This is a genomic window from Pseudaminobacter sp. Soil_N_29 (assembly GCF_057656055.1).
Genome location: NZ_JBDGLC010000004.1, coordinates 211,474 through 234,609, shown reverse-complemented (window position 1 = coordinate 234,609; position 23,136 = coordinate 211,474). Strand labels below are relative to the sequence as shown.

The 23,136-nt window shown below is 63.5% G+C and carries 15 protein-coding genes, 1 tRNA gene and 1 pseudogene; 7 read left to right on the top strand and 10 right to left on the bottom strand.

Going from position 1 to position 23,136, the window contains the following annotated elements; all coding sequences use genetic code 11:
• Positions 1 to 116: 116 nt before the first annotated feature.
• Complete coding sequence (locus AC3A4H_RS11830; protein ID WP_487766858.1) at positions 117 to 1,469, top strand: MFS transporter; 1,353 nt, start codon at positions 117 to 119, stop codon at positions 1,467 to 1,469.
• A gap of 149 nt (positions 1,470 to 1,618) precedes the next feature.
• Complete coding sequence (locus AC3A4H_RS11825) at positions 1,619 to 2,530, top strand: NAD(P)-dependent oxidoreductase (protein WP_487766857.1); 912 nt, start codon at positions 1,619 to 1,621, stop codon at positions 2,528 to 2,530.
• A 168-nt stretch (positions 2,531 to 2,698) separates the two neighbouring features.
• Here the strand turns inward: AC3A4H_RS11825 and AC3A4H_RS11820 are convergent.
• From AC3A4H_RS11820 to AC3A4H_RS11810, 3 genes and pseudogenes are all read right to left on the bottom strand, one after another.
• Positions 2,699 to 3,316, bottom strand: a pseudogene (locus AC3A4H_RS11820) (DUF1194 domain-containing protein); the annotation flags it as partial.
• A gap of 477 nt (positions 3,317 to 3,793) precedes the next feature.
• Positions 3,794 to 4,117, bottom strand: coding sequence for a hypothetical protein (locus tag AC3A4H_RS11815; protein ID WP_487766856.1), 324 nt, complete (start codon positions 4,115 to 4,117; stop codon positions 3,794 to 3,796).
• Positions 4,118 to 4,217: 100 nt separating this feature from the next.
• Positions 4,218 to 4,293: transfer RNA gene (locus AC3A4H_RS11810), tRNA-Thr, on the bottom strand.
• Positions 4,294 to 4,527: 234 nt separating this feature from the next.
• Here AC3A4H_RS11810 and ku point away from each other — a divergent pair.
• The 4 genes from ku to AC3A4H_RS11790 all read left to right on the top strand — a co-directional run bounded on the left by ku (position 4,528) and on the right by AC3A4H_RS11790 (position 10,534).
• Positions 4,528 to 5,415, top strand: a complete 888-nt coding sequence (ku, locus tag AC3A4H_RS11805; RefSeq protein WP_487766855.1) for a non-homologous end joining protein Ku — start codon at positions 4,528 to 4,530, stop codon at positions 5,413 to 5,415.
• Positions 5,416 to 5,426: 11 nt separating this feature from the next.
• Positions 5,427 to 7,952: a DNA ligase D gene (gene ligD, locus AC3A4H_RS11800; RefSeq protein WP_487766854.1), complete on the top strand. Its 2,526-nt coding sequence runs from the start codon at positions 5,427 to 5,429 to the stop codon at positions 7,950 to 7,952.
• A gap of 98 nt (positions 7,953 to 8,050) precedes the next feature.
• Entirely contained in the window at positions 8,051 to 8,827 is a 777-nt protein-coding gene (locus tag AC3A4H_RS11795) for an NAD kinase (protein WP_487766853.1), read from the top strand.
• 180 nt (positions 8,828 to 9,007) lie between these two features.
• On the top strand, positions 9,008 to 10,534 hold the full coding sequence (locus AC3A4H_RS11790; RefSeq protein WP_487766852.1) for a DEAD/DEAH box helicase: 1,527 nt from the start codon (positions 9,008 to 9,010) through the stop codon (positions 10,532 to 10,534).
• A 116-nt stretch (positions 10,535 to 10,650) separates the two neighbouring features.
• Here AC3A4H_RS11790 and AC3A4H_RS11785 read toward each other — a convergent pair whose 3' ends face one another.
• The 5 genes from AC3A4H_RS11785 to AC3A4H_RS11765 all read right to left on the bottom strand — a co-directional run bounded on the left by AC3A4H_RS11785 (position 10,651) and on the right by AC3A4H_RS11765 (position 17,063).
• Positions 10,651 to 11,307 (bottom strand): YiaD family glycine zipper/OmpA-like lipoprotein, encoded by a 657-nt coding sequence (locus AC3A4H_RS11785; RefSeq protein ID WP_348779441.1) that lies wholly within the window; start codon positions 11,305 to 11,307, stop codon positions 10,651 to 10,653.
• A gap of 198 nt (positions 11,308 to 11,505) precedes the next feature.
• Positions 11,506 to 11,847, bottom strand: a complete 342-nt coding sequence (locus tag AC3A4H_RS11780; protein ID WP_487766851.1) for a hypothetical protein — start codon at positions 11,845 to 11,847, stop codon at positions 11,506 to 11,508.
• A gap of 180 nt (positions 11,848 to 12,027) precedes the next feature.
• A protein-coding gene (gene prfB / locus AC3A4H_RS11775) for a peptide chain release factor 2 (protein ID WP_487766850.1) occupies positions 12,028 to 13,159 on the bottom strand; the annotation gives its coding sequence in 2 pieces (ribosomal slippage) (positions 12,028 to 13,092 and positions 13,094 to 13,159; 1,131 coding nt in all).
• A 137-nt stretch (positions 13,160 to 13,296) separates the two neighbouring features.
• Complete coding sequence (locus AC3A4H_RS11770) at positions 13,297 to 15,753, bottom strand: penicillin-binding protein 1A (RefSeq protein ID WP_487766849.1); 2,457 nt, start codon at positions 15,751 to 15,753, stop codon at positions 13,297 to 13,299.
• Positions 15,754 to 15,965: 212 nt separating this feature from the next.
• On the bottom strand, positions 15,966 to 17,063 hold the full coding sequence (locus AC3A4H_RS11765) for an N-acetylmuramoyl-L-alanine amidase (protein ID WP_487766848.1): 1,098 nt from the start codon (positions 17,061 to 17,063) through the stop codon (positions 15,966 to 15,968).
• A gap of 775 nt (positions 17,064 to 17,838) precedes the next feature.
• On the opposite strand from AC3A4H_RS11765, the gene AC3A4H_RS11760 reads away from it, so the two are divergent.
• Positions 17,839 to 20,850, top strand: coding sequence for an Rne/Rng family ribonuclease (locus tag AC3A4H_RS11760; RefSeq protein WP_487766847.1), 3,012 nt, complete (start codon positions 17,839 to 17,841; stop codon positions 20,848 to 20,850).
• Between the two features lie 81 nt (positions 20,851 to 20,931).
• Here the strand turns inward: AC3A4H_RS11760 and AC3A4H_RS11755 are convergent, their stop codons facing one another.
• Both AC3A4H_RS11755 and AC3A4H_RS11750 read right to left on the bottom strand, forming a co-directional pair.
• Entirely contained in the window at positions 20,932 to 21,861 is a 930-nt protein-coding gene (locus AC3A4H_RS11755) for a glutaminase (RefSeq protein ID WP_487766846.1), read from the bottom strand.
• A gap of 17 nt (positions 21,862 to 21,878) precedes the next feature.
• Complete coding sequence (locus AC3A4H_RS11750; protein WP_487766845.1) at positions 21,879 to 23,027, bottom strand: pyridoxal phosphate-dependent aminotransferase; 1,149 nt, start codon at positions 23,025 to 23,027, stop codon at positions 21,879 to 21,881.
• Positions 23,028 to 23,136: the final 109 nt, after the last annotated feature.

Sequence of the window (23,136 nt, the reverse complement as noted above, 5' to 3'; positions counted from 1 at the left end):
ACGCATCATCCGCCGAGGCGGAACCTCGCCCTTCAGCAATCTTGATCGAAGTTTGCCGGCACGACACCTTCCTGCTCGAGCCAACGCCGCTTTGATCGCATGGAGCGACATTTTACATGTCTTCGACCACGACAGTGACGGCGTCGAGCGCTGTGCCCGCCAATTCACGCTCCCGCGTGATCCTTGCCAGCCTTATCGGCACCACCATCGAATTCTACGATTTCTACGTCTATGCCACCGCCGCCGTGCTGGTGTTTCCCTATCTTTTCTTTCCCAAGGGTAACGAGACGACCGCGCTGCTTGCGTCCTTTGCAGTGTTCGGCGCCGCAATGGTCGCGCGGCCGCTTGGCGCGATCTTTTTTGGCCATCTGGGCGACAAGCGCGGGCGCAAGATCACGCTGGTGGGCGCCCTGCTGACCATGGGCATCGCAACCTTCCTGATCGGCCTGTTGCCGACCTATGCCACCGTCGGCTGGCTCGCGCCGGCGCTGCTGGTGCTGCTGCGGCTGGCGCAGGGATTTGCGCTTGGCGGCGAATGGAGCGGTGCGGCACTGGTGGCGACCGAGAATGCTCCGGCCGGCAAGCGGGCAATCTACGGCACGTTTCCCCAACTCGGCGCGCCGATCGGCTTCGTCATCGCCAACGGCCTGTTCCTGATCATCGCCGCCGCCCTGCCCTCCGATGACCCGTCGCGGCCTTCCACTGCCTTCCTTGAATGGGGCTGGCGCATCCCGTTCCTGTTCTCGATCATCATGGTCGCGGTGGGGCTCTGGGTGCGGCTGAACCTGGTGGAGAGCACCGCGTTCGAAAACACGGTCAAGACCGGGCAGGTGCAGAAAGTGCCGCTCGTGGCCGCCTTCAAATCGCACTGGAAGGAACTCGTTCTGGGCACCTTCTACATGCTGGCCACCTATGTGCTGTTCTACCTGATGACCACCTTCTCGCTGAGCTACGGCCGCGCTGCCACCAGCGCCCCGTTACCCGGTCTCGGCTACGACTACAGCACCTTCGTGCTGATGATGATCGTGGGCGTGGTGTTTTTCGGCATCTTCACCATGGTCTCCGGCCCCTGGGCCGACCGGTGGGGCCGGCGCAAGACGCTGATCTGGGTCACGCTCGCCATCATCGCGTTCGGTCTCGTCTGGGTGCCGATGCTCGAAGGCGGCAATGCCGGCGTCATGGCCTGGCTCATCATCGGCTTCACGCTGATGGGCATGACCTTCGGGCCCATGGGGGCGCTGCTGCCGGAACTGTTTCCGGCCAATGTGCGCTACACCGGCTCCGGCATTTCCTACAACGTCTCCTCGATCCTGGGCGCGGCGATCGCTCCCTTCATCGCGGTGGCGCTGTGGAGCGCCGGCGGCGGCAGTCCGTTCTGGGTGGGCGTGTATCTTTCGGCCATGGCCGTGCTGACCCTGATCGCGCTGCTGCTCGGCAAGGAAACCAAGGACGTCGACATCGACGCCTGACCGGCGTCATCGAAGCCAGGGCGGGCCGGCGCATACTGCCGCCGGCCCGCCCCCCCCCCGCGCTGACGAGCGCCGGGGAATTGTTTCCCGCCCTGCCCCGGATTGTCGAAGACCAGAGCTGCGCCATATCTCTTTTGAGGAGGCGTCCCATGAAAGTTGGCTTCATCGGCATCGGGCAGATGGGCTCCGGCATGGCTGCAAACTTGCTGAAGGCCGGCCATACCGTCACCGTCTACAACCGCAACCCGGAGAAGACCAAGCCGCTGGCCGGCAAGGGAGCTTCGGTGGCGGCCAAGCCCAGCGAAGCCTGCCATGGCGACGCAGTATTCACCATGCTGACAGATGACGAGGCCGTCACGAGTATCGCCCTGGGCAAGGACGGTATCGTCGAAAACCTGGCCGGCGGCGCCGTTCACATTTCCTCAAGCACCATCAGCGTGGCGCTGGCTGAACGTCTGGCGGAGGCGCATGCAAGGCGCGGCCAGCTCTTCGTCTCGGCACCGGTGTTCGGCCGCCCCGAAGTCGCCGCTGCCGGGCAACTTTCGGTCGTGGCGGGCGGAACCGACGAGGCGATCGACCGCGCGCGGCCTTTCCTGGAAGCGATCAGCCTGAAGCTTTTCGTCATCTCGCAGGCGCCGAAGGATGCCAACCTGGTCAAGCTCAGCGGCAATTTCCTGATCGCCTGCGTGATCGAGTCTCTGGGCGAGGCGATGGCGCTGGTCGCCAAGGCCGGCCTCAACCGCCGGCAGTACCTGGAAATTCTGACCTCCACACTCTTCAACGCGCCCATTTACAACACCTATGGCACGCTTATCGCCGAAGAGCGGTTCCACCCCGCCGGGTTCGCCGCGCCGCTCGGCCAGAAGGACATACGCCTGGCGCTGATGGCTGCCGAGACCCTCGGCGTTCCGCTGCCGATGGGCAGCCTGCTGAGGGATCGTTTCATCCGGCTGATTGCGAATGGCGGATCCTCGCTGGACTGGGCAGCGATCGGCAGCATGGCGGCAGCGGATGCTGGCATCGAGCCGTTTGCGGGAAGGCTGCGCAGCGGCCCCGGTTAGAGCGGCAAGCCAGAGAATGGCGCCTGCCCTACAACATTGCGTTCTGGCCGCTCCTAACGAATGGTGCGCGGAAGCTCGCTGCTGGCGTGAAGGATCCAACCAGCGCCCATCGCTGATCTCCAGGACAAGCTTGCGCCGGATCGCCATCGCATAGTCTTCCGGCCTGCTTGGCGCCACGACGAAGGAGCCGGCGCCGGTGATGATGTTATGCTCCAGATAGCCCGGCAGGTCGTCGGTCACGCCCGGCTCGGTCAGGGACACGGCAATTCCATTGACGATGTGGCCTAGCTCGAGCGCCTTGGCGCGGCTTTCGCTTACGGGCAATCCGTCATTGTTGGTGCCGTTGGTGGAGATGTCGATGACCTTTCGCGCCGCCTGCCCGGGATACGAGCCAAGCAGCAGGCCGGCGACATCTATGGCGTATGAAATCGAGGTCCTGCCCCGGCCTCTTCGTTCAAGACCATCATGGCCCTGTTTCTGGATGAGATCGGCCGCGCTGGCGGCGTCGGCGGCGCTGCACACCCTGGTCCACGGAAGAACCGTCTCCAGCCTTCCGGCGCTCGACCATTCTATGTAGGAGATGGCGATGCAGCCGATGGCCCCGCTCGCTATCGCCCTGGCGACCTCGGCCGATCGCAGGGCTTCGACATGGCCGCCGAGTTGCAACCGGGCAATGTCGCGGTCGATCGAGGCCGACTGATCGACCGCGAAAATGATCGCCGTGTCGACCGGTTCCTCGGCGGCCGCCACTTGGGTGGAAAGCAAAGCAGCCAACGGAAGCGCCATTGCCGCGGCGCGCGCGGCAAACAGGATGCTCCTCTGCCGGAGCCTGGAGGGCCGGTGCGCTGCGCGCTGATGCCAATCATTCAGGAGCCGACGGGGCAAAGCATCCAACCGTCGCATTGCAGGTAAACTCCGCTGGGGGGGGCTGGGTGACCAGGCTCATCGTCCGTCAGAATCGAGTTCCGATGGCTTGTCGTTAGTACGGCCTCCGCGTTGGCTCGGCCTCGTCAGCGTCAACAGCCGGATGACGTCGTGAAGTACTTCGGAAGTGGCGCTAAGCCAGTTTCGGAACATGCGCTGTCCTCCACCTGGGTCGGTAGTTCTCGGTCGGCAGAGAAACAAGCGATGATCGCCCCAGGAATGGCCTGCCATTCTGGGGGGCCGGCGCATGGTTCCGGCAGCAATTTCTCCTCCGGACCTGCCTCGATGCAGATCTACGGAGACGCTAGCAGGCAACTGTTGCACCAGTATTTGAACCCGCTAGAGCTGTCGGAGCGGGACAGCGAGTTCCACCTCTACCTCATGATATTGAAGTGCACCGCATTGCTTGCCGCGGACGACCGGCCGGCCCTGGACCGGGTCTGCACCGAGCTCTACGCCATGCGGCCGCTGGTGCGCATTCAGATCGGCTTCTATGTCGCCCCGCCCCATCTCGAATGGCTTTCGCCCGACCTGGAGCAGGTGCTCGACAATTTCGGCGAGGTGCAGGCCCGCCGGAGCGTGGAGTACCTCTACAACCTGTCGGCCCGACATTTTCAGGAGCGAAAGCACCGGCGCAACGTCATGCTCGGGGTTGCCACGCATATGGCCCGTCGTTTCGGTACGGGCGTCGTTCCCCGTGAGGTCGCAAGGACGCTCGGCTGGTCCCCCCCCCGGCGACTGAGATGCAACCAATTGGAATTGCTGGTGCCCCCGGCAGGACTCGAACCCGCGACCCCCTGATTACAAATCAGGTGCTCTACCAACTGAGCTACAAGGGCACGCCTCCCGGTTATCACATCTGCCGGCCCAGTAAAGACAAAACTCCGCGTCGGGCGTGAACATGCGTGGATTACCGGCGTTCAGAACCCGACGACAGGAACCATGGCGCGCCCGCGGCGTTGAGCGGGCAACCGCATCTGCCAAATGGATGAAGGCCCCTCCATGATTCACTCGTTGGTCGCCGTGAAAAATCTGTCCAGCGCCCCGTTGGCGCCCCCTGTGGAGGTGGACTGATGGCGCCGCGCCCCATCTGGAAGGGCTATCTGAAGCTGTCACTTGTCACCTGCGCGGTGGAGCTTTCCAGCGCCACGACACACGCGGAAAAGGTGTCCTTCCGCGTCATCAACCGCGCCACTGGCAATACGGTGAAGCGGCAGTATGTCGATGCGGTTACCGGCAAGCCCTTGGAGGACAAGAACGAGGTGAAGGGCTACGAGGTGGACAAGGATGAGTACCTGCTGATCGAAGAGGACGAGATCGATGCACTTCAAATCGAATCCTCTCACACGATGAACCTCGACGGGTTCGTCGACAAATCCGAAATCGAGCAAATCTACCTCGATACGCCATATTATGTGGTGCCGTCCGACAAGGTGTCGCTTGAGGCGTTTGCGGTTATCCGCGACGCGCTGCAGGCGAAGAAAATGGCGGGCTTGGCGCGCATCGCGCTCTACCGGCGAGAGCGCCCCGTGGTGATCGAGCCTCTGGGCAAGGGAATGCTGCTGACCACCCTGCGATATGAAAGCACCGTGCGGAAGCCGGCAGTCGTCTTCGAAGACATCGAAGACGTGAAGATCGACAAGGAGATGATGGACCTTGCCATCCACATTATCGAAAAGAAGAAACTCAGGTTTGATCCGAAGACATTCGAGGATCACTACGAGAACGCCTTGCTCGAGCTGATCCGCGCCAAACAGGCCGGGCGCAAGCCACCGGTGGTGAAGGCAGCACCTGCACCGTCCAACGTGGTGAACCTGTTCGATGCGCTGCGTAAGAGCCTGGCCGCGGAAGGCGGCGGCGAAGAGCCGGCCCCCGAGGCAGCCACCGGCAAGTCTGGTGGCAAGGCCGCCGCAAAGAAGCGCGCCGAAGGCGGCAGTTCCGGCAAACGTAAGTCGGCCTGAGGAACCGGCCCGTGGCGCCCCTCCAGCAGTATCAGGCCAAACGCGACTTCCGCAAAACGACCGAGCCGACCGGGCGGGTGCGACGCACGCGACCGAAGGGCGCTGGCATCTTCGTCGTGCAGAAGCATGCCGCCACGCGCCTGCACTACGACTTCCGCCTTGAACACGACGGCGTGCTGTGGAGCTGGGCCGTTACCCGCGGGCCCAGCCTCGACCCTTCCGAGAAGCGGCTGGCCGTGCATGTGGAGGACCACCCGCTCGATTACGCGTCTTTCGAAGGCACCATTCCCAAGGGCGAATATGGCGGCGGCTCGGTCATCGTCTGGGACGAAGGCACCTGGATGCCCGAAGGGGACCCGAACGCCGGCATGAAGAAGGGACATCTGCAATTTCAGCTGAAGGGCAACAAGCTCAATGGTGCCTGGCACCTGGTGCGGCTGAAGCCCCGCCCCGGTGAGAAGCGCGACAACTGGCTTCTGATCAAATCCGACGACATCTTCGCCCGCCCGGGCGAAGACATTCTCGAAGAGGCGCCGGAATCGGTGAAATCCGGGCTGACGGTGGAGCAGGTCGGCGAACGCAACCCCGCCGTCTGGCACTCCGCGCCTGCCAAGAACGCTCCGGCAGCGCAGGAGGCGAAGCCTGCCCGGCGGCGGGCAGCCAAGGTTGCCAAGCTGCCGGGCTTCATTGAACCCTGCCTTGCGAAATTGAGGACAGAGGCGCCCGCTGGCGCCGGATGGGTCCACGAACTGAAGTTCGACGGCTATCGCATGCAGGCGCATGTCTCCGGCGGGCGGACCAGACTGCTCACCCGCGCCGGCCTGGACTGGACCGAGCGCTTCGGCCGGGAAATTCCCACTGCGCTTGCGGCACTTGAGTGCGAGAACGCGATCGTCGACGGCGAGATCGTGGTTCTTTCCGACGAGGGCGTCTCTTCCTTCTCCGCCCTGCAGGCCGATTTGTCCGAAGGGCGCAGCGACCGGCTGGTCTACTACGTGTTCGATCTTCTGTTCCTCGACGGCGAGGACATGCGGGCCCAGCCGCTTGTCGGGCGCAAGGAGAGGCTGAAAGCGCTGATCGGCGCGCATGGCAAGGGCGTTCTGCGTTTCAGCGAGCACTTCACGGAACCGGGGCCGGCTGTGTTCAGGCATGCCTGCCGCATGGGGCTGGAGGGCGTCGTTTCCAAGCGCGCCGACGCACCCTACCGCAGCGGCCGCGGCGGAGAATGGGTGAAGGTGAAGTGCACGAAAAGACAGGAATTCGTGATCCTCGGCTATCTGCCCTCTGACAAGACCGGGCGCGGCCTGCGCTCCCTGTTGGTCGGCTACAACGAAAACGGCGAGATCAAACCGGCGGGACGTGTCGGTACGGGATTCAGCGCCAGCACTGCCGACGATCTGCTGGCAAGGCTGAACCGCCTGAAGAGCCCAAAACCACCCATGTCCGGTGCGGCCGCAAAGGAAAAGGGCGTGGTATGGGTCAAGCCGCAATTGGTTGCGGAGGTCGAGTTCGGGTCATGGACGGCGAGTGGCAGCATTCGCCATGCCTCCTTCCTGGGCCTGCGCGAGGACAAGCCGGCCGAGCAGGTGGTAGCCGAGACGCCGGACGGCGCCTCTGGAAACGCGAGCAAGAGCGCGGGCAACCGAAGCAACGGCAAAGCTGCGAACGCAGACAAAGAGGGGACAACCAAGGTGCGACTTTCAAGTTCCGACAAACTGCTGTGGCCTGACGCCGGGGTGACGAAGAAGGACCTTCTCGACCACTACGAAATGGTGTGGCCGCGCATGGAGCGTTTCGTGGTCAACCGCCCGCTGGCTCTGCTGCGGGCACCCGACGGCCTCGGCGGCGGCCAGCGCTTCTTCCAGAAACACAGCTCGGCGGGCATGGACGAGGCGATCTTGCGCACACGCGACCCAACCGATGGCGAAGAGATCCTGTACATAAATGACTTCAATGGCTTGGCGGCGCTCGTTCAATTGGGAGTGGTGGAAATCCACATCTGGGGCTCGACGATCGATGCCTTGGAGACGCCGGACGAGATGGTCTTCGATCTTGATCCGGATGAGGGCCTGGATGCCGGCGAGCTTCGAGCCGCGACGCTGGATATCGGCAACCGTCTCGACGAGATCGGGCTGCCCCGCCTGGTCAAGACCTCGGGCGGCAAGGGCTTCCACATAGTTGTGCCGTTGAAGCCGAAAGCCGACTGGACCGCGGTAAAAACCTTCGCCCACGATTTCGCCAAGGCGATGGAGCAGTCCGACCCGAAGCGCTACACGGCCACGCTGGCCAAATCGGCCCGCAAGGGGCGGATTTTCATCGACTATCTGCGCAACACACGCGGTGCGACCACGGTCGCGCCCTTTTCGACACGCGCGACACCCAATGCCACTGTCTCGGTTCCGATTACGTGGGACAAGGTGGAAGACGGGATCAGTCCCACCGAATTTGCAGTCGGCGACAAGGCGCTCGCGCAGGCGCTCAAGGGCGCCGACCCCTGGGCCGACTTCGACAAGCTGCGCCGCGCGCTCAAGGGCTGAGCGCGCTCCGCTTCCAGCGCTTCGCATCACTTTGCAGGAGCAATAGGGCATGCTACCTCGCACGCCATGGTTTTCAGGCGAGGAACAGGGCACTGCCTATGACACGCAAAGCGCGCGAGAAATTCGCCTTCGTCTCTTCCGGCTTCCCAGAGGCCGAAGAGGCAGCCGCGCGTCTGCAGGCTACCTACGGCAGCACTCCGATCGAAGACGCCGACGTGATCGTTGCCATTGGAGGTGACGGCTTCCTGCTGCAGACGCTGCGCGAGACGATGAGCACCGGCAAGCAGGTCTACGGCATCAATCGCGGCACGGTCGGCTTCCTGATGAACGAGTTCCGCGAGAACGACCTTCGCGAGCGGCTGCAGGCGGCAGTGGCGGAAACCATCCGCCCCCTGGAGATGGAGACGGCCCTGGCGGACGGTTCGGTCCTCCACGCGCTTGCCATCAACGAGGTTGCGCTGTGGCGGCAGTCCTACCAGACCGCCAAGATCCGCATCACGATCGACGGCAAGGTGCGCCTGGAGGAATTGAGCTGCGACGGCGTGATGGTTGCCACGCCTGCCGGCTCTACCGCCTATAATCTTTCCGCGCACGGTCCTATTCTGCCCCTCGACGCCCCCTTGCTGGCGTTGACCCCCGTGAGCCCATTCAGGCCGCGGCGCTGGCGCGGTGCGCTGCTTCCCGAGCGCGCTGTCGTCCGTTTCGACGTTCTGGAAGCCGATAAGCGGCCAGTGAACGTGGCGGCGGACCATACTGAGGCCAAATCCGTGCTCACGGTCACGGTGCGTCAGTCGCGCCGCCACACGGCCACACTGCTGTTCGATGCCGGCCATTCCTGGGACGAACGCATCCTGACCGAACAATTCCGCTACTGACGCCATTGCCATCAACAGCCCAAAACGTTAAGTATTAACAGGCACAAACGCGGCATTTTCTGCCTGCTTGTGTTGACAAATGGCGTTACTGCCCGTAACGCCATGAAATATTTGCAAGCGCGAGGCGTTTGCCGCGTCCTTCGGGCGCGCCCTTCAAGCAGCCAAAGACAGCCAAAACACTTGTCCTCAGACACCAAGATCGCTCAAGACGCGCTGACATTCGCAGACCTCGGCCTTTCGCCGAAGGTCCTTTCGGCCGTTACCGACGCCGGCTACACCGTGCCCACGCCGATCCAGGCGGGCGCAATTCCGCACGCCCTGCAAGGCAAGGACGTGTTGGGCATCGCCCAGACAGGCACAGGCAAGACGGCATCCTTCGTGTTGCCGATGCTGACACAGCTGGAAAAGGGCCGCGCCCGAGCGCGCATGCCGCGCACGCTCATCCTCGAACCGACGCGTGAACTCGCGGCACAGGTCGAGGAGAACTTCGAAAAATATGGCAAGAACCACCGGCTCAACCGGGCGCTGCTGATCGGCGGCGTTTCCTTCGACGAGCAGGAAAAGAAGCTGGAGCGCGGCGCCGACGTGCTGATCGCGACCCCAGGCCGCCTGCTCGACCACTTCGAGCGCGGCAAGCTCCTGCTTTCGGCGGTCGAGATCCTCGTCATCGACGAGGCCGATCGCATGCTCGACATGGGGTTCATTCCCGACATCGAGCGCATCTGCAAGCTCATCCCCTTCACGCGCCAGACCTTGTTCTTCTCGGCCACGATGCCGCCGGAGATCACCAAGCTGACCGAGCAGTTCCTGCATGCGCCGGTGCGGGTCGAAGTGGCGAAGGCTTCCAGCACCTCGGGCACCATCACCCAGCGCCTGGTCAAGTCAGGCAGCAAGCCCTGGGACAAGCGCGCCGTGCTGCGCGACCTGATCCGCGCCGAAGATGCAGAACTGAAGAACGCGATCATCTTCTGCAACCGCAAGGTGGAAGTGTCCGAACTGTTCCGCTCGCTGATCAAGCACGAGTTCGACGCCGGCGCCCTGCATGGCGACATGGATCAGCGCGCACGCATGACCATGCTGGCCAACTTCCGCGAGGGCAAGCTCAAGCTGCTGGTCGCCTCCGACGTCGCCGCGCGCGGCCTGGACATCCCTGACGTCAGCCACGTGTTCAATTTCGACGTGCCGATTCATGCCGAGGACTATGTGCACCGCATCGGCCGCACCGGTCGCGCGGGCCGGTTGGGCAAGTCTTTCACGATCGTCACCAAGGGCGACGTCAAGAATCTCAACGCAATCGAGACGCTGATCGGCCAGCCGATCGAATGGCATGACGGCGATCTTTCAACGCTTCCGGCAGTCGAGAGCGAGGAGGCCCCGCGCCGCGGGCGCGGCGCACAGCGCGGACGCGGCCGAAAGGACGAAGGCGAGCGCAAGCGGGGCCATCGACAGGCGAAGCCTGCCGAGCAAGACACCACGAGCGCGCCTGCCGAAGCCGAACCCGCCAGCGCCGACCACGCCGAAGGCCAAAGCCGTCGCGACGCCATCAAGGCCGAGAACGCCGAGCGCAAGACGCGGCACGAGTCCAATGGCGCTCGCCACCACAGGCACGACGACCACCGGTCGCGTCACCACAAGGAAGACGACGAGAAGGTCCTCGGCTTCGGCGACGACGTCCCTGCCTTCATGCTTATAAGCACGAAAGTCTGATTCGGCTTTCGCCGGGCAAACAGAGGCGCAACCGCCCTGCCCCAATATCGAGGACGCAATAAAAAAGCCCGCCGCAACCGCGACGGGCTTTTTTTGTTGTTGGCCTCGGCCGCCGATCAGGTGAGTGGCGAAAGCTGGATTTCGACGCGGCGGTTTTCCGCACGGCCCTCTGCGGTCGCATTCGAAGCGATCGGACGGGTCTTGCCGAAGCCGGTGACTGCGAAACGGCGCGAATCGACGCCCTGGGCGCTCAGATAGTTGGCAACCGACAGCGCGCGCCGCTGCGAAAGGTCGAAATTGTGCTGGTCGCCGCCGGTGGAATCGGTGTGGCCGAACACGTCCACGACCGTCTGGTTGTACTTCTTGAGCACCAGCCCCACCGAGTTCAGCGTCTGGTAGAAGCTCGGCTTGATATCGTCCTGGTCGACGCCGAAGGTGATGTCGGACGGCATGTTGAGGATGATCTGGTTGCCCGCGCGCGTGACGCTGACGCCAGTGCCCTGGAGCTGCGCGCGCAGCTCGGCTTCGTTGCGGTCCATGGTTGCGCCGATGGCACCGCCGGTGAGCGCTCCGATGCCGGCGCCGATCAGAACAGCGTTGCGCTGCGCCACCTTGCTGCCGCCAACGGCCATGCCGGCCAGCGCACCGAGGCCGGCACCGATGGCGGCACCACCCGCCGTGTTGGAAACTTTCTGCTCGCCGGTGTAAGGGTCGGTCGTGCACGCGCCAAGAAAAGCCGTGCCCGCGAGCACAGCGACAAGCTTTTTATTCATTACGGATCGTCCCTCTTCAACTTCATCCCGCGCCAAAACGGCGCCCAAAAGCCCCTTCGACGGCCCTTGTAGCACAAATTGCGGCGAAAAGCGGAACGACAAAGCGCCCGCTGCGGATTTCAATCCCCGAGCGGGCGCAAAATTTGTCCGGATGAAGGCGGTACGCGGGTGGCCCGAATGTGGCCGCCGGCCGCGCCCTCAGTAAGACCGCGGCGGCACGAACAGGCACACCGTCTTGGTGTTGCTGGCGCCGCCTATCGAGCACCAGTGATACTCGCCGTCGGGCGAGTTGCGCACGCGGGCATCCTTGTAGGGCAGCACCTCGCCCGTCCCCACTATGACATAGCCCTGCGGCCCTTCGCTGACGGCTTTTGCGGGCACTTCCCGGCAATCGATGCCGGAGCAACAGGCCGTGGGATAGGTCCATCCAGACTTGGCCTGATGGGCATACCCCGGCGAAGTAGGAGAAGTGAGGAAAAACAGCGAGGCGATGACGCTTACGCAGCCGGCGTACCGGCGCGAATATGCCGAGCGGACCATGACTTGCTCTCCAAGGTCCCCCTGGATGAAACAACCTCGCCCGAGCCAAATAACGAAGCATCGCCCGCGATTGTTCCAAATATGCGCCGACAAGAAATGGCGGCTTCGAAGCCCACCAAAAAAGCCGCCCCGGCTTTGCGGGGCGGCTTGTGAGATTTCATTGGAAAATCTTGGACGAGGTCAGTCGATGTCTGCGACGGACTGGCCCGAACCGCCCTCGATGCGGTGCGAGAGCGAGGCTTCCATGAACTCGTCCAGGTCGCCGTCCAGCACGTCCTGCGGGCTGGAGCTTTCCACGCCGGTGCGCAGGTCCTTGACCAACTGGTAGGGCTGCAAGACGTAGGAACGGATCTGGTGACCCCAGCCGATGTCGGTCTTGGACGCGGCGGTGGCGTTGGCCGCCTCCTCGCGCTTCTTCAGCTCTTCCTCGTAGAGACGCGCCCTCAGCATGTTCCACGCGGTGGCGCGGTTCTTGTGCTGCGAACGCTCCTGCTGGCAGGCCACGACGATACCGGTGGCGATATGCGTGATGCGCACCGCCGAGTCGGTGGTGTTGACGTGCTGGCCGCCTGCGCCCGAGGCACGATAGGTATCGATGCGCACGTCGGATTCGGACACATCGATCTCGATGGAGTCGTCAATGACCGGATAGACCCAGACGCTGGCGAACGAGGTGTGGCGGCGGGCATTGCTGTCGTATGGCGAGATGCGGACCAGGCGATGGACGCCCGATTCCGTCTTCAGCCAGCCATAGGCGTTGTGGCCCTTGATCAGCAACGTGGCCGACTTGATGCCGGCCTCTTCGCCGTCATGCATTTCCAGCACCTCGACCTTGAAGCGGCGACGCTCGGCCCAGCGCGTGTACATGCGCAGGAGCATCGATGCCCAGTCCTGGCTCTCGGTGCCGCCCGCGCCGGCGTGAACTTCAATATAGGTGTCGTTGGAATCAGCCTCGCCCGAGAGCATGGATTCGATCTGGCGCGCCCTCGCTTCACCCGAGAGCGAGCGGATCGCCGCCTCGGCCTCGCCGACGATGCCCTCGTCGCCCTCTTCCTCGCCGAGCTCTATCAGGCCGATATTGTCGTCCAGCGCTCGGGCAAGCCCGGTGACCGCATTGATCGCATCGTCCAGGCTCTGGCGTTCGCGCATCAGCTTCTGGGCCTCCTGCGGATCGTCCCAGAGGCTCGAGTCCTCGGAACGCATGTTCAGGTATTCAAGCCGCTTTATAGCCTGATCCCAGTCAAAGATGCCTCCTCAGCAGGCTTATGGCCTGCTTGATTTCATCGACCAGCTTTTCGGTTTCTGCGCGCATGGCAGGTGTCCAGTCCTCTCAGGATGATTGGGGTTTTAGATAGGGGTTCGAATTGGCGCGGACCATAGGCAGGCGTACCGCACCTGTAAAGGAAAATGGGCCGGCTTGTTCCGCCGGCCCATGATCAATTCCCTGGGTCAGTAGAGACCGCCGCCGCCCTGTATGATGGCCTCGCTGGCCCTTGGCGACAGTGCCTCGCCCGATCCGTTGGAGCCGTCGTCGCCCATGCCGATCACCCAGTAGCTGTCGGCAGGACCGGTGCCGGGCTTGAAGGCTTCCATGATGGTGTCCGGCTCGCCCTGGATGGCCTGCATCCCGGTCTTGCGGTTGATCGCCACCATCTTCATGCCTTCCGGCACCTTGAAGTCTACCGCGGGCACGCCCTTCAGCGCCTCGGCCATGAACTCCTTGAAGATCGGTGCGGCAAGACCGCCTCCCGTCGCACCCTTGCCCAGCGATTGCGGCTTGTCGTAGCCGAGATAGAGCCCGACAACTAGGTTCGGCGTGTAGCCGATGAACCAGGCGTCTTTCTCGTCGTTTGTGGTGCCGGTCTTGCCGGCCAGCGGCCGTCCGAGCTCCCTGAGGGTGGTGGCCGTGCCGCGAATGACCACGCCCTCCATCATCGAGGTGATCTGGTAGGCAGTCATCGGATCGAGGACCTGCTCGGAGTTGTCGACCAGCTCCGGCTCGGCCTGATTGTCCCACTCGGTTGCCAGGCAGCCTTCGCAGCCCCTTTCGTCGTGCTTGAAAACCGTCTTGCCATAACGGTCCTGGATGCGGTCGATGAGCGACGGCTTGATCTGCCGGCCGCCATTGGCCATCACCGAATAGGCTGAAACCATGCGCATGACCGTGGTTTCGCCGGAGCCGAGCGACATGGAGATGTGCGGAGGCATCCTGTCGTAAACGCCGAAGCGCTCGGCATATTCGGCCACCAGTTGCATGCCCATGTCGTTGGCGAGGCGGACGGTCATCAGGTTGCGCGAGCGTTCGATGCCGGCGCGCAGCGTCGAGGGGCCGGCACCCCTGCCGTCATAGTTCTTCGGCGACCAGCTGGTGTTGCCGATGTGGATGGTGATCGGGCCGTCCATGATGACGGATGCCGGCGTGTAGCCATTGTCGAGCGCAGCCGCATAGACGATCGGCTTGAAGGAGGAGCCCGGCTGGCGCATCGCCTGCGTGGCGCGGTTGAACTCGGACTGGGAGAAGGAGAAGCCGCCCACCATGGCCAGGACACGTCCGGTGTGCGGGTCCATGGCGACAAGGCCGCCTGCCACTTCGGGAGGCTGGCGCAGCGAATAGGCGCTTTCGGAGTCCTTGTTCTTTTCCACGAAAATGACGTCGCCCGGCTTGAGCACGTCGGCGGGGGAATTGGCCTTCACGCGCTTGCCATTCGCCATGTGACGCATGGCGAAGCTCATGTCTTCCTTGGAAACGGTGCCCTTCTTGCGCTCGGCCACCAGCGCGCCGGAGGCCTGTCGCTCCGGCTGCAGACCGATGGTCAGCCCCGAAGCCGAACTGCCGAGCACGACGGCCACTTGCCACTCGGGAACGTCGTCGAGACCCTTGACCTCGCCGAGCTTCACCCCCCAGTCGCCGGAGACGTCGATGTGGGCGATCGGGCCGCGATAACCGCGCAGTCGGTCGAATTTCATCAGGCCATGCTGCATCGCCGAGCGTGCCAGGCGCTGCATTCGCGGGTCGAGCGTGGTCCGCACCGAAAGACCACCCTCGTAGAGAGCGTTCTCCCCGTAGCGCGCGATGATTTCGCGGCGCACCTCTTCGGTGAAGTACTCGCCGGCGAAAACATAGGTGCCGGAGCGACGCGGCGTGACGCCGAGCGGCTCGGCCTTGGCCTTGTCGCCTTCGTCGCGCGGGACGTAGCCATTCTCGACCATCTGGTCGATGACCCAGTTGCGCCTCTCGATCGCACGATCGGTGTGGCGGAATGGGTGGTAGTTGGACGGGCCCTTCGGAAGCGAGGCCAGGTAGGCTGCCTCCGACACCGTCAGTTCGCCCACCGCCTTGTTGAAATAGGTGAGCGCGGCACCGCCGATGCCATAGGCACCCATGCCGAAGAAAATCTCGTTCATATAGAGTTCGAGAATACGGTCCTTGGAATAGGCCTGCTCGATGCGGAAGGCCAGGACCATCTCCTTGACCTTGCGCTCATAGGTCTGGTCGGAGGTCAGCAGGAAATTCTTGGCCACCTGCTGGGTGATGGTGGACGCGCCGACCTGGCGGCGGCCGGAACCGAGATTCTGGAAGTTGGTGATGATCGCGCGGCCGAGACCGATGACGTCGATGCCCGGATGGTTGTAGAAGTTCTTGTCCTCGGCCGAGAGGAAGGCGGCCTTGACGCGGTCGGGGATCGCCTGGATGGGCAAGAAAAGCCGTCGCTCGCGTGCGAACTCGCCCATCAGCGCGCCGTCGGAGGCGTGAATCCTGGTGGTGACCGGCGGCTCGTATCTCGCCAGAACCTCGTAGTCGGGCAGGTCCTTCGTCATGTGACTGAGATAAAGCGCCACGCCCGCCGCCATAAGCAGCGCCAGCATAGTGCCTATACCGAAGAAATAGCCGATGAGACGAATCATGCCCGCTCCAGTCAGTGGTTCGGGAATTCCTCTGCAAAAACGGCGCCTATCGCAAGACGCTGGAACCTTCCCTACCCGTCAATCAGAAAGCAATGTCGTGCCGATGTGGGTAAAATGGGGCAGGCCAGCAAAACAGTGTCCAACAAGTCACATTAATTGGCAAGGTGTTGTGCGCGAGCAACGGCTGGAAAGCGAACCCGGCCCTCGAGAGGTCACCCGCCAGCCGCCATCTTTGCCGCAGCGAACGCGGCCACGGCCCGTGCAATGCTGTCGGCGGCCTTGTTGCGCCAGTCGGGATCGCGCAGCAGCTCTTCATCCTGCGGGTTGGAAAGATAGCCGAGCTCGACCAGTACGGACGGAACATCGGGCGCCCTGAGCACCCGAAAGCCCGCCGAGCGGTGCGGATTGTTGATGAGGCCCACCGTGCTAGACAGCTCGGATACGAGCGAATGGGCGAATTTAAGCGAGAAGCCGTGCGTCTCGCGCCGGATCAGCTCGATGAGAATGTCGGCGACTTCCTGCTTTTCGGTCTCGATCTCGATGCCGGCGAGCTGGTCGGACAGGTTTTCCCGATCGGCGAGCGCCTGGGCCTCGGCGTCGGAGGCTTTTTCGGAAAGCGTGTAGACGGTCGCGCCCCGTATCCCTTTCAGGCGGATCGTGTCGGCGTGAATCGAAATGAACAGGTCAGCATCATGCGAACGAGCGATCCGCACGCGTTCGTCGAGGCGAAGAAACTCGTCCTTTTCACGCGTCATGCGCACATCGTATTGACCGCTTTCGCCAAGCTTCGCCTTCAATTCCTGCGCGAAGGCGAGCGTGATTTCCTTTTCGACCGTGCCGTTCAGCCCCTCCGCGCCGCCATCGATGCCGCCATGGCCAGGATCAATGACCACAGTGAATCGCTTGTCGGATTGCGGCTCCTGGACGAGGCGGTCGGTCTTGGGCGTCGTGGTTGAGGCCGTGGTCTGCGCCTGCTCGGCGAGCGCCTCTTCGAACTGGCGTTCGGAAGCCGCGCTTACCTCCACCGCCATGCGGTAGCCGCTTGCGTCCTCATTGGGCAGGACGTCGACCTTGTCGACGGTGAACGGCCCCTTGGCGGTCAGGATGAGGCGCCCACTTCCGTCGCTCTGCTGGCCGTATCGCACGCCGGAAATCAGCCCGCGCGCCTCCAGATCCTTCGCATCGAACCTGAAGCCGGCATCCGGCACGTCGATCATGAGTCGGTGGGGGCCACGCAGCATGAGCCACCGGGGCGCAGCCTCGCGGTCGAAATCCATGACGATGCGCATGCGCGTTGCATCGCCCGCCATTCGGTAACCACTTACCTCGACGGGTGCACCGGCGCTGGCATCGAAAGCCGTTGCCGCCAGGCCGCCTATCAAAAAAACGAGAAGAAGGCCGATGGAAACGATCCTGCAGCCAATGTCAGCAAGTCTCTTTTCCACGGATGAAGCACCTTGTCCCCGACTGTTGCACAGGTAATCGCGGCGCAGAAAAGGCCCGAATACTGAATAACAAGAGGTATAGCGATAAGGTTAACCAAGCCTTTTCGTGCGTCGCCCCCAGCCCGATCGACGCAAGCGCTTTTGCTACAACCAGAAATCGGGGTTGCGTTGAGGGCCGGCAAATCATAAAAGCGACACTGGATCATCGCAATGCCTGGAACTGTCACGGCGCAGTTTCCATATTCGGTCAAGCGACGAAAACAGCTCCAATCGCGGCGGCGATTCAAGGGCATGAGATGGTCGCGACGGATTTCGCAAAGGTGTTTCCGCAGAGCGGGGATTCCTTGGCGTGAGGAAAACGGCCGGAACCGAGGTTCCGCGCTGGCTCTGTACGAGCAAAAAGCTGGTCCGGGTCTTCCGGGCTTTGGTTCAAAGTTGTTCGCAAGGTCACCGATGGCTTTAAGCGCAATCTTGGGTAGACCCGCACAGTACCGCGCCAATCCGGCTGCGGGCGGCTTGCCCATCGCGCTGTGGTATCGCCCGGCGGACTTTCAATTGTCCGACACGCTTCTCTCCCCCGGCAGGCAGCGCATTTCGCTGCCGATGACACGGTTGATGGCGGCCGGCAGGAAACAAGATAATGCCCAACAAGATGTTGATAGATGCCTCCCACCCGGAGGAGACACGGGTTGTCGTCGTTCGCGGTAACCGTATCGAAGAATTTGATTTTGAATCCCAGGACAAGAAGCAGCTTAAAGGAAATATCTACCTCGCTCGCGTAACGCGCGTAGAACCTTCCCTTCAGGCGGCCTTTGTCGAATATGGCGGAAACCGGCACGGTTTTCTCGCCTTCAGTGAAATTCATCCAGACTATTACCAGATCCCGGTCGCCGATCGGCAGGCGCTTTTGCGCGCCGAAGCCGAAGAGCACGAGGATGAAGACGAAGACGGAAACGGCGATGGCGACGAACGCCATGAACGCAACCGCAACCGCAAGCGGCGGCGCGGCGGCCGCAATCGTGGCCGCAATGGCGACGAACATCGCCTGAACGCCGAGGGTTCGGAAGACGACGCGACGGCTTCGGCGAGCGAAGGCGACAGCGAAGAGCATGAGGAGCACGCCGCCGCTGAAGGAGATGAAGCCTCCGAAGGCGAAGGCCGCCAACCGCATGCGGAAGTTTCGGCCGAGGACGAATCTGGCCACCCAGAATCCGCGGAAGGCGAGAACGCTTCCGAGTCATCCGACGAAGCGGGCCCGTCGTCCATCGCGGCGGCCGTGGACGCCGACGTGGTTTCCGAGCCTGTCGAGGCGACTACCGAAACCGTGGCCGAGGCTTCGGAAAGCGAGGAAGGCTCGTCCGAGGACGAGCATCGCGGCGCCATCGAAGAGGTTGCCAGCTCGCACGACGACGACCACGGCATCGAGGTTGTCGGCGCCGAGGACGCGATCGAGGAAATGCGCAACCGCCGCAAGCCGGTGCGTCGCCACTACAAGATCCAGGAAGTCATCAAGCGTCGCCAGATCCTGCTGGTGCAGGTGGTCAAGGAAGAGCGCGGCAACAAGGGTGCTGCGCTGACGACCTATCTGTCGCTGGCCGGCCGCTATTCGGTGCTGATGCCCAACACCGCGCGTGGCGGCGGCATTTCGCGCAAGATCACCAGCGCGCAGGATCGCAAGCGCCTGAAGGAAATCATGCAGGAACTCGAAGTGCCGCAGGGCATGGGCGTGATCCTGCGCACCGCCGGCGAAAGCCGCACCAAGGCCGAGATCAAGCGCGACTACGAATATCTGATGCGGATGTGGGAGAACGTCCGCAGCCTGACGCTGCAGTCGGTGGCCCCTGCCCTCGTCTATGAGGAAGGCAGCCTGATAAAGCGCTCGGTGCGCGACCTCTATAACAAGGACATCGACGAGATCCTAGTTGCCGGCGAGGAAGGCTACCGCGAGGCCAAGGACTTCATGCGGATGCTGATGCCCAGCCACGCCAAGGTGGTTCAGCCCTACCGCGATGTGACGCCTATCCTCGCGCGCAGCGGTATCGAGGCCCAGCTCGACCGCATGCTGCAGCCGCAGGTGACGCTGAAATCGGGCGGCTACATCATCATCAACCAGACCGAGGCGCTGGTTGCGATAGACGTCAACTCCGGGCGCTCCACCAAGGAGCACTCCATCGAGGACACCGCGCTCCAGACGAACCTGGAGGCGGCCGAAGAGGTTGCCCGTCAGCTTCGCCTGCGCGACCTGGCCGGCCTGATCGTCATCGACTTCATCGACATGGAGGAGAGCCGCAACAACCGCGCCGTGGAGAAGAAGCTCAAGGAATGCCTGAAGAACGACCGCGCCCGCATCCAGGTCGGCCGTATCTCGCATTTCGGCCTCATGGAAATGTCGCGCCAGCGCATCCGCGCCAGCGTTCTGGAATCGACCATGAAGCCGTGCCCCCACTGCGGCGGCACGGGCCATGTGCGCTCCGATTCGTCGGTCGCGCTTCTGGTGGTGAGGGCGATCGAGGACTTCCTGCTCAAGGATTCGCGCCACCACATCACGGTGCGCACGCCGAGCGCCACGGCCATCTATGTGCTGAACCACAAGCGCAGCACGCTGGTTGAGCTGGAGCAGCGCTTCGGCCTGACCATCTCGCTTGAGCCCGACGACTCGGTCGGCTCGCAGCACTATGCGATCTCGCGCGGCGCGGTCGTGGAAAAGCCTGTGGTTCCACAGCACGTTCTGCCTGCCCCGGTCTACATCGAAGATGAGGAGATCGAGGAAGAGGAGATGGAGGCCGAAGAGGCCGAAGTCGCCGAGGAACAGCCTGTCCAGGCCGAGAAGGCCGAAGAAGGCGAGCACCGCGACCGCAAGCGCCGCAAGCGTCGCCGCCGGCGCGGCGGCAAAGACCGCGAGCATGCCGCCCCGGCCGAAGCCGCGAGTGTTTCCGAGGAAGCAGCCGATGAGGAGGCTGAGGAAGCAACCGCCGAGACGACCGAGGCTGTGGCTGCCGATGAGGCCGCTGAAGCTGGAGAAGCCGAGCGCAAGAAGCGCCGCCGCGGCAAGCGTGGCGGCCGGCGCAACCGCAGGGAGGAAGGCGAGGCCGAACTGACGCACGAGGCGGGTTCAGCCGAGGCCGGCGAAGGCGAGGAAGCCGAAGAAGCGCGCGCCGAGGAGACGGAAGCAGCCGTCGAGGCGGCAGCGGATACCGAAGCCCCTGTCGTGGAAACCGTCCTCGCGGCCGAGCCGGTTGCGGCAGAGGTTGCGGCTGAAGAGGCGGTGGCGGAGGAAGCCCCGGCCGAAAAGCCGAAGAAGACCACGCGCCGTACCACGCGTTCCAAGAAGGCGGCGGCCGAAGAGGTTGCAGCCACCAGCGAACCTGCAGCGGAAGCTGCGGCTGCGCCGGCGGAAGGGAAGCCCGCGAAGAAGCCGAGGGCCCCGCGCCGCAAGGCAGCGGCTCCTGCCCCTGCCCCCGAGGCTATGGAGACAGCGCCCGAGGCGCCGGCAGCACCGGAAACGGTCGAGGCAGCTCCGGTAGAGCCCGCAGCGCCCGCCGCCGAGGAACCGCAACCTGCGGCTCCGGAACCGGAGCCGGTCGCAGCCGAGCCTCAGGTAGAAGACAAGCCGAAGAAGAGCGGCTGGTGGCAGCGCAAGAGCTTCTTCTAAGCGCCGACAGCAGAGACTAAACGAACAAAACCCCGCGCACCCAAATGCGCGGGGTTTTGCTTTGTGAGTAGAAATGACGGCTCAGGGGGCGAAAACGGACCAGTTCATGGCCCTGGCGAGCTTTTCAAGCGCGATGGAACCCAGCCGCGAATTGCCGTTTTCGTTGAGGCCAGGCGACCACACCGCGATGGACGCAACGCCGGGCACGATGCCCAATATGCCGCCTCCGACGCCGCTCTTGGCCGGAATGCCGACGCGAAAGGCGAAATCGCCCGAGCCGTCATAGTGGCCGCAGGTCAGCATCAGGGCCAGGATGCGCCGGGCGCGCTCGGCCGAGACGACAGAATGGCCCGTGGCGGGATTGCGGCCGCCATGGGCAAGGAAGCGCCCGGACATGGCCAGTTGCCGGCAGCTCATGGCAATGGCGCAATGGTGATAGTACACCCCCAGCGCCAGCTCGGGCGCGTGCTGCAGGTTGCCGAAGGCCTTCATGTAGTTGGCCAGCGCAACGTTGCGAAAGCCGGTGGCCTGCTCGGAGGCTGCGACCTCGCGGTCGACGATGATCGTGTCGTCGTCGGCCAGGAACTGAACGAAGCGCAGGATCTCGCCGATCGCCTCGCGCGGCTGGTGGCCAGCCAAGAGCACGTCGGTGACCACGATCGCGCCGGCATTGATGAAGGGATTGCGCGGAATGCCCTGCTCGTTCTCGAGCTGGACGATGGAGTTGAACGGGTTGCCGGAAGGCTCGCGCCCGACGCGCCGCCACAGCGCATCGCCGACCTTGCCCAGCGCCAGCGTCAGCGTGAACATCTTGGAGATGCTCTGGATGGAGAACGCCTCGTCGGCGTCGCCGGCGCTGATGATCCGTCCGTCCGTCAGCGCCACGGCGATGCCGAATCGCTGCGGGTCTATCTTGCCAAGCTGCGGGATGTAGTTTGCGACCTCGCCCCGGTCGGTCCGCTCCGCCATTTCCGCGGCGAGTGCCGGCAGAACTTCCTCCAGGTCCGCCACAGCCTCCCCCTTGCTTTCTATTTCAGCCAGCGTTCGATGCGGGCGACAGCCTCGACCATGTCTTCATGGCTGCCGGCATAGGACAGACGCATGAAGCGGTGGCCCGAATGCATATCGAAGTCGCGCCCCGGTGTGGCCGCGACATGGGCCTCGGCCAGCATGCGGCGGGCAAACTCCATGCTGTCATTTGTCAGCCGCGAGACATCGCAGAAGGCATAGAAGGCGCCGTCCATGGGCGCGGCAAGCGCGAACCCGAGTTCGGGCAGCCGCTGCATCAAGAGTTCGCGGTTCCAGGCATAGCGTGCCTTCACCACCTCAAGCTCCTCGGTCGCATTGAAGGCCTCCGCCGCCGCGACCTGCGACAGCTCGGGTGCGGAGATGTAGAGGCTCTGCTGGATGCGCTCGATCGGCCGAACCAGCTTTTCCGGCAATACCATCCAGCCGATGCGCCAGCCCGTCATGCAGTAGTATTTCGAGAAGGAGTTGATGACGGTCACGTCCTTGCCAAGGGAAAGAGCGGTGACGTCCGGCCCGGCATAGGACAGTCGGTGGTAGATCTCGTCGGAAATGACTGAAATGCCTAAGTTTTCCGCTCTTGCGACCAGCTCCGCCAGCTCCTTTTCGGGGATAATGGCGCCGGTGGGATTGGCTGGGCTGGCAAAGAGCACGCCCTTCAGCGGCGCGCGCCTGTGCGCGGCTTCGAGGTGATCGGCCGTGAGATAGGCAGCGCCTTCCATCTCGATCTCGACCACGTCGAGGCCCAGCGCGGCCATGATGTTGCGGTAGGCCGGATAGCCCGGGGCAACGACCGCCACGCGCTCGCCCGGATCGAACATCGCGAGAAATGCAAGATTGAACGCCGCCGAAGAGCCGGTGGTGACGGCGATGCGGCCCGGCGAGACCTCTACGCCATAGTGCTCGGCATAGTGGGCGGCGATCGCTTCGCGCAATCCGGCCACGCCGAGGGCGTCGGTATAGCCGATGCGCCCGTCGCGCAGCGCCCGCGCCGCGGCGGCGCGAACGGCTGCGGGAGCCGGGTCGGAGGGCTGACCAACCGCCATCGAGATAACCGGTACGCCGAGCGCCTTCAGCCGATTTGCCTCGGCCAGCACGTCCATCGCATGGAACGGCTCGACATCACCGCGTTTCGAAAGCGCAACCACCATCTCTTGTCCTTGTCACTCTTGCCACTGCCCGCACATGATGCCGCACAAATGCCCGAATGATGCCGGCATCACAAGTTCACCAAGTTTTGTTACCGAGCTTTTCATCTTG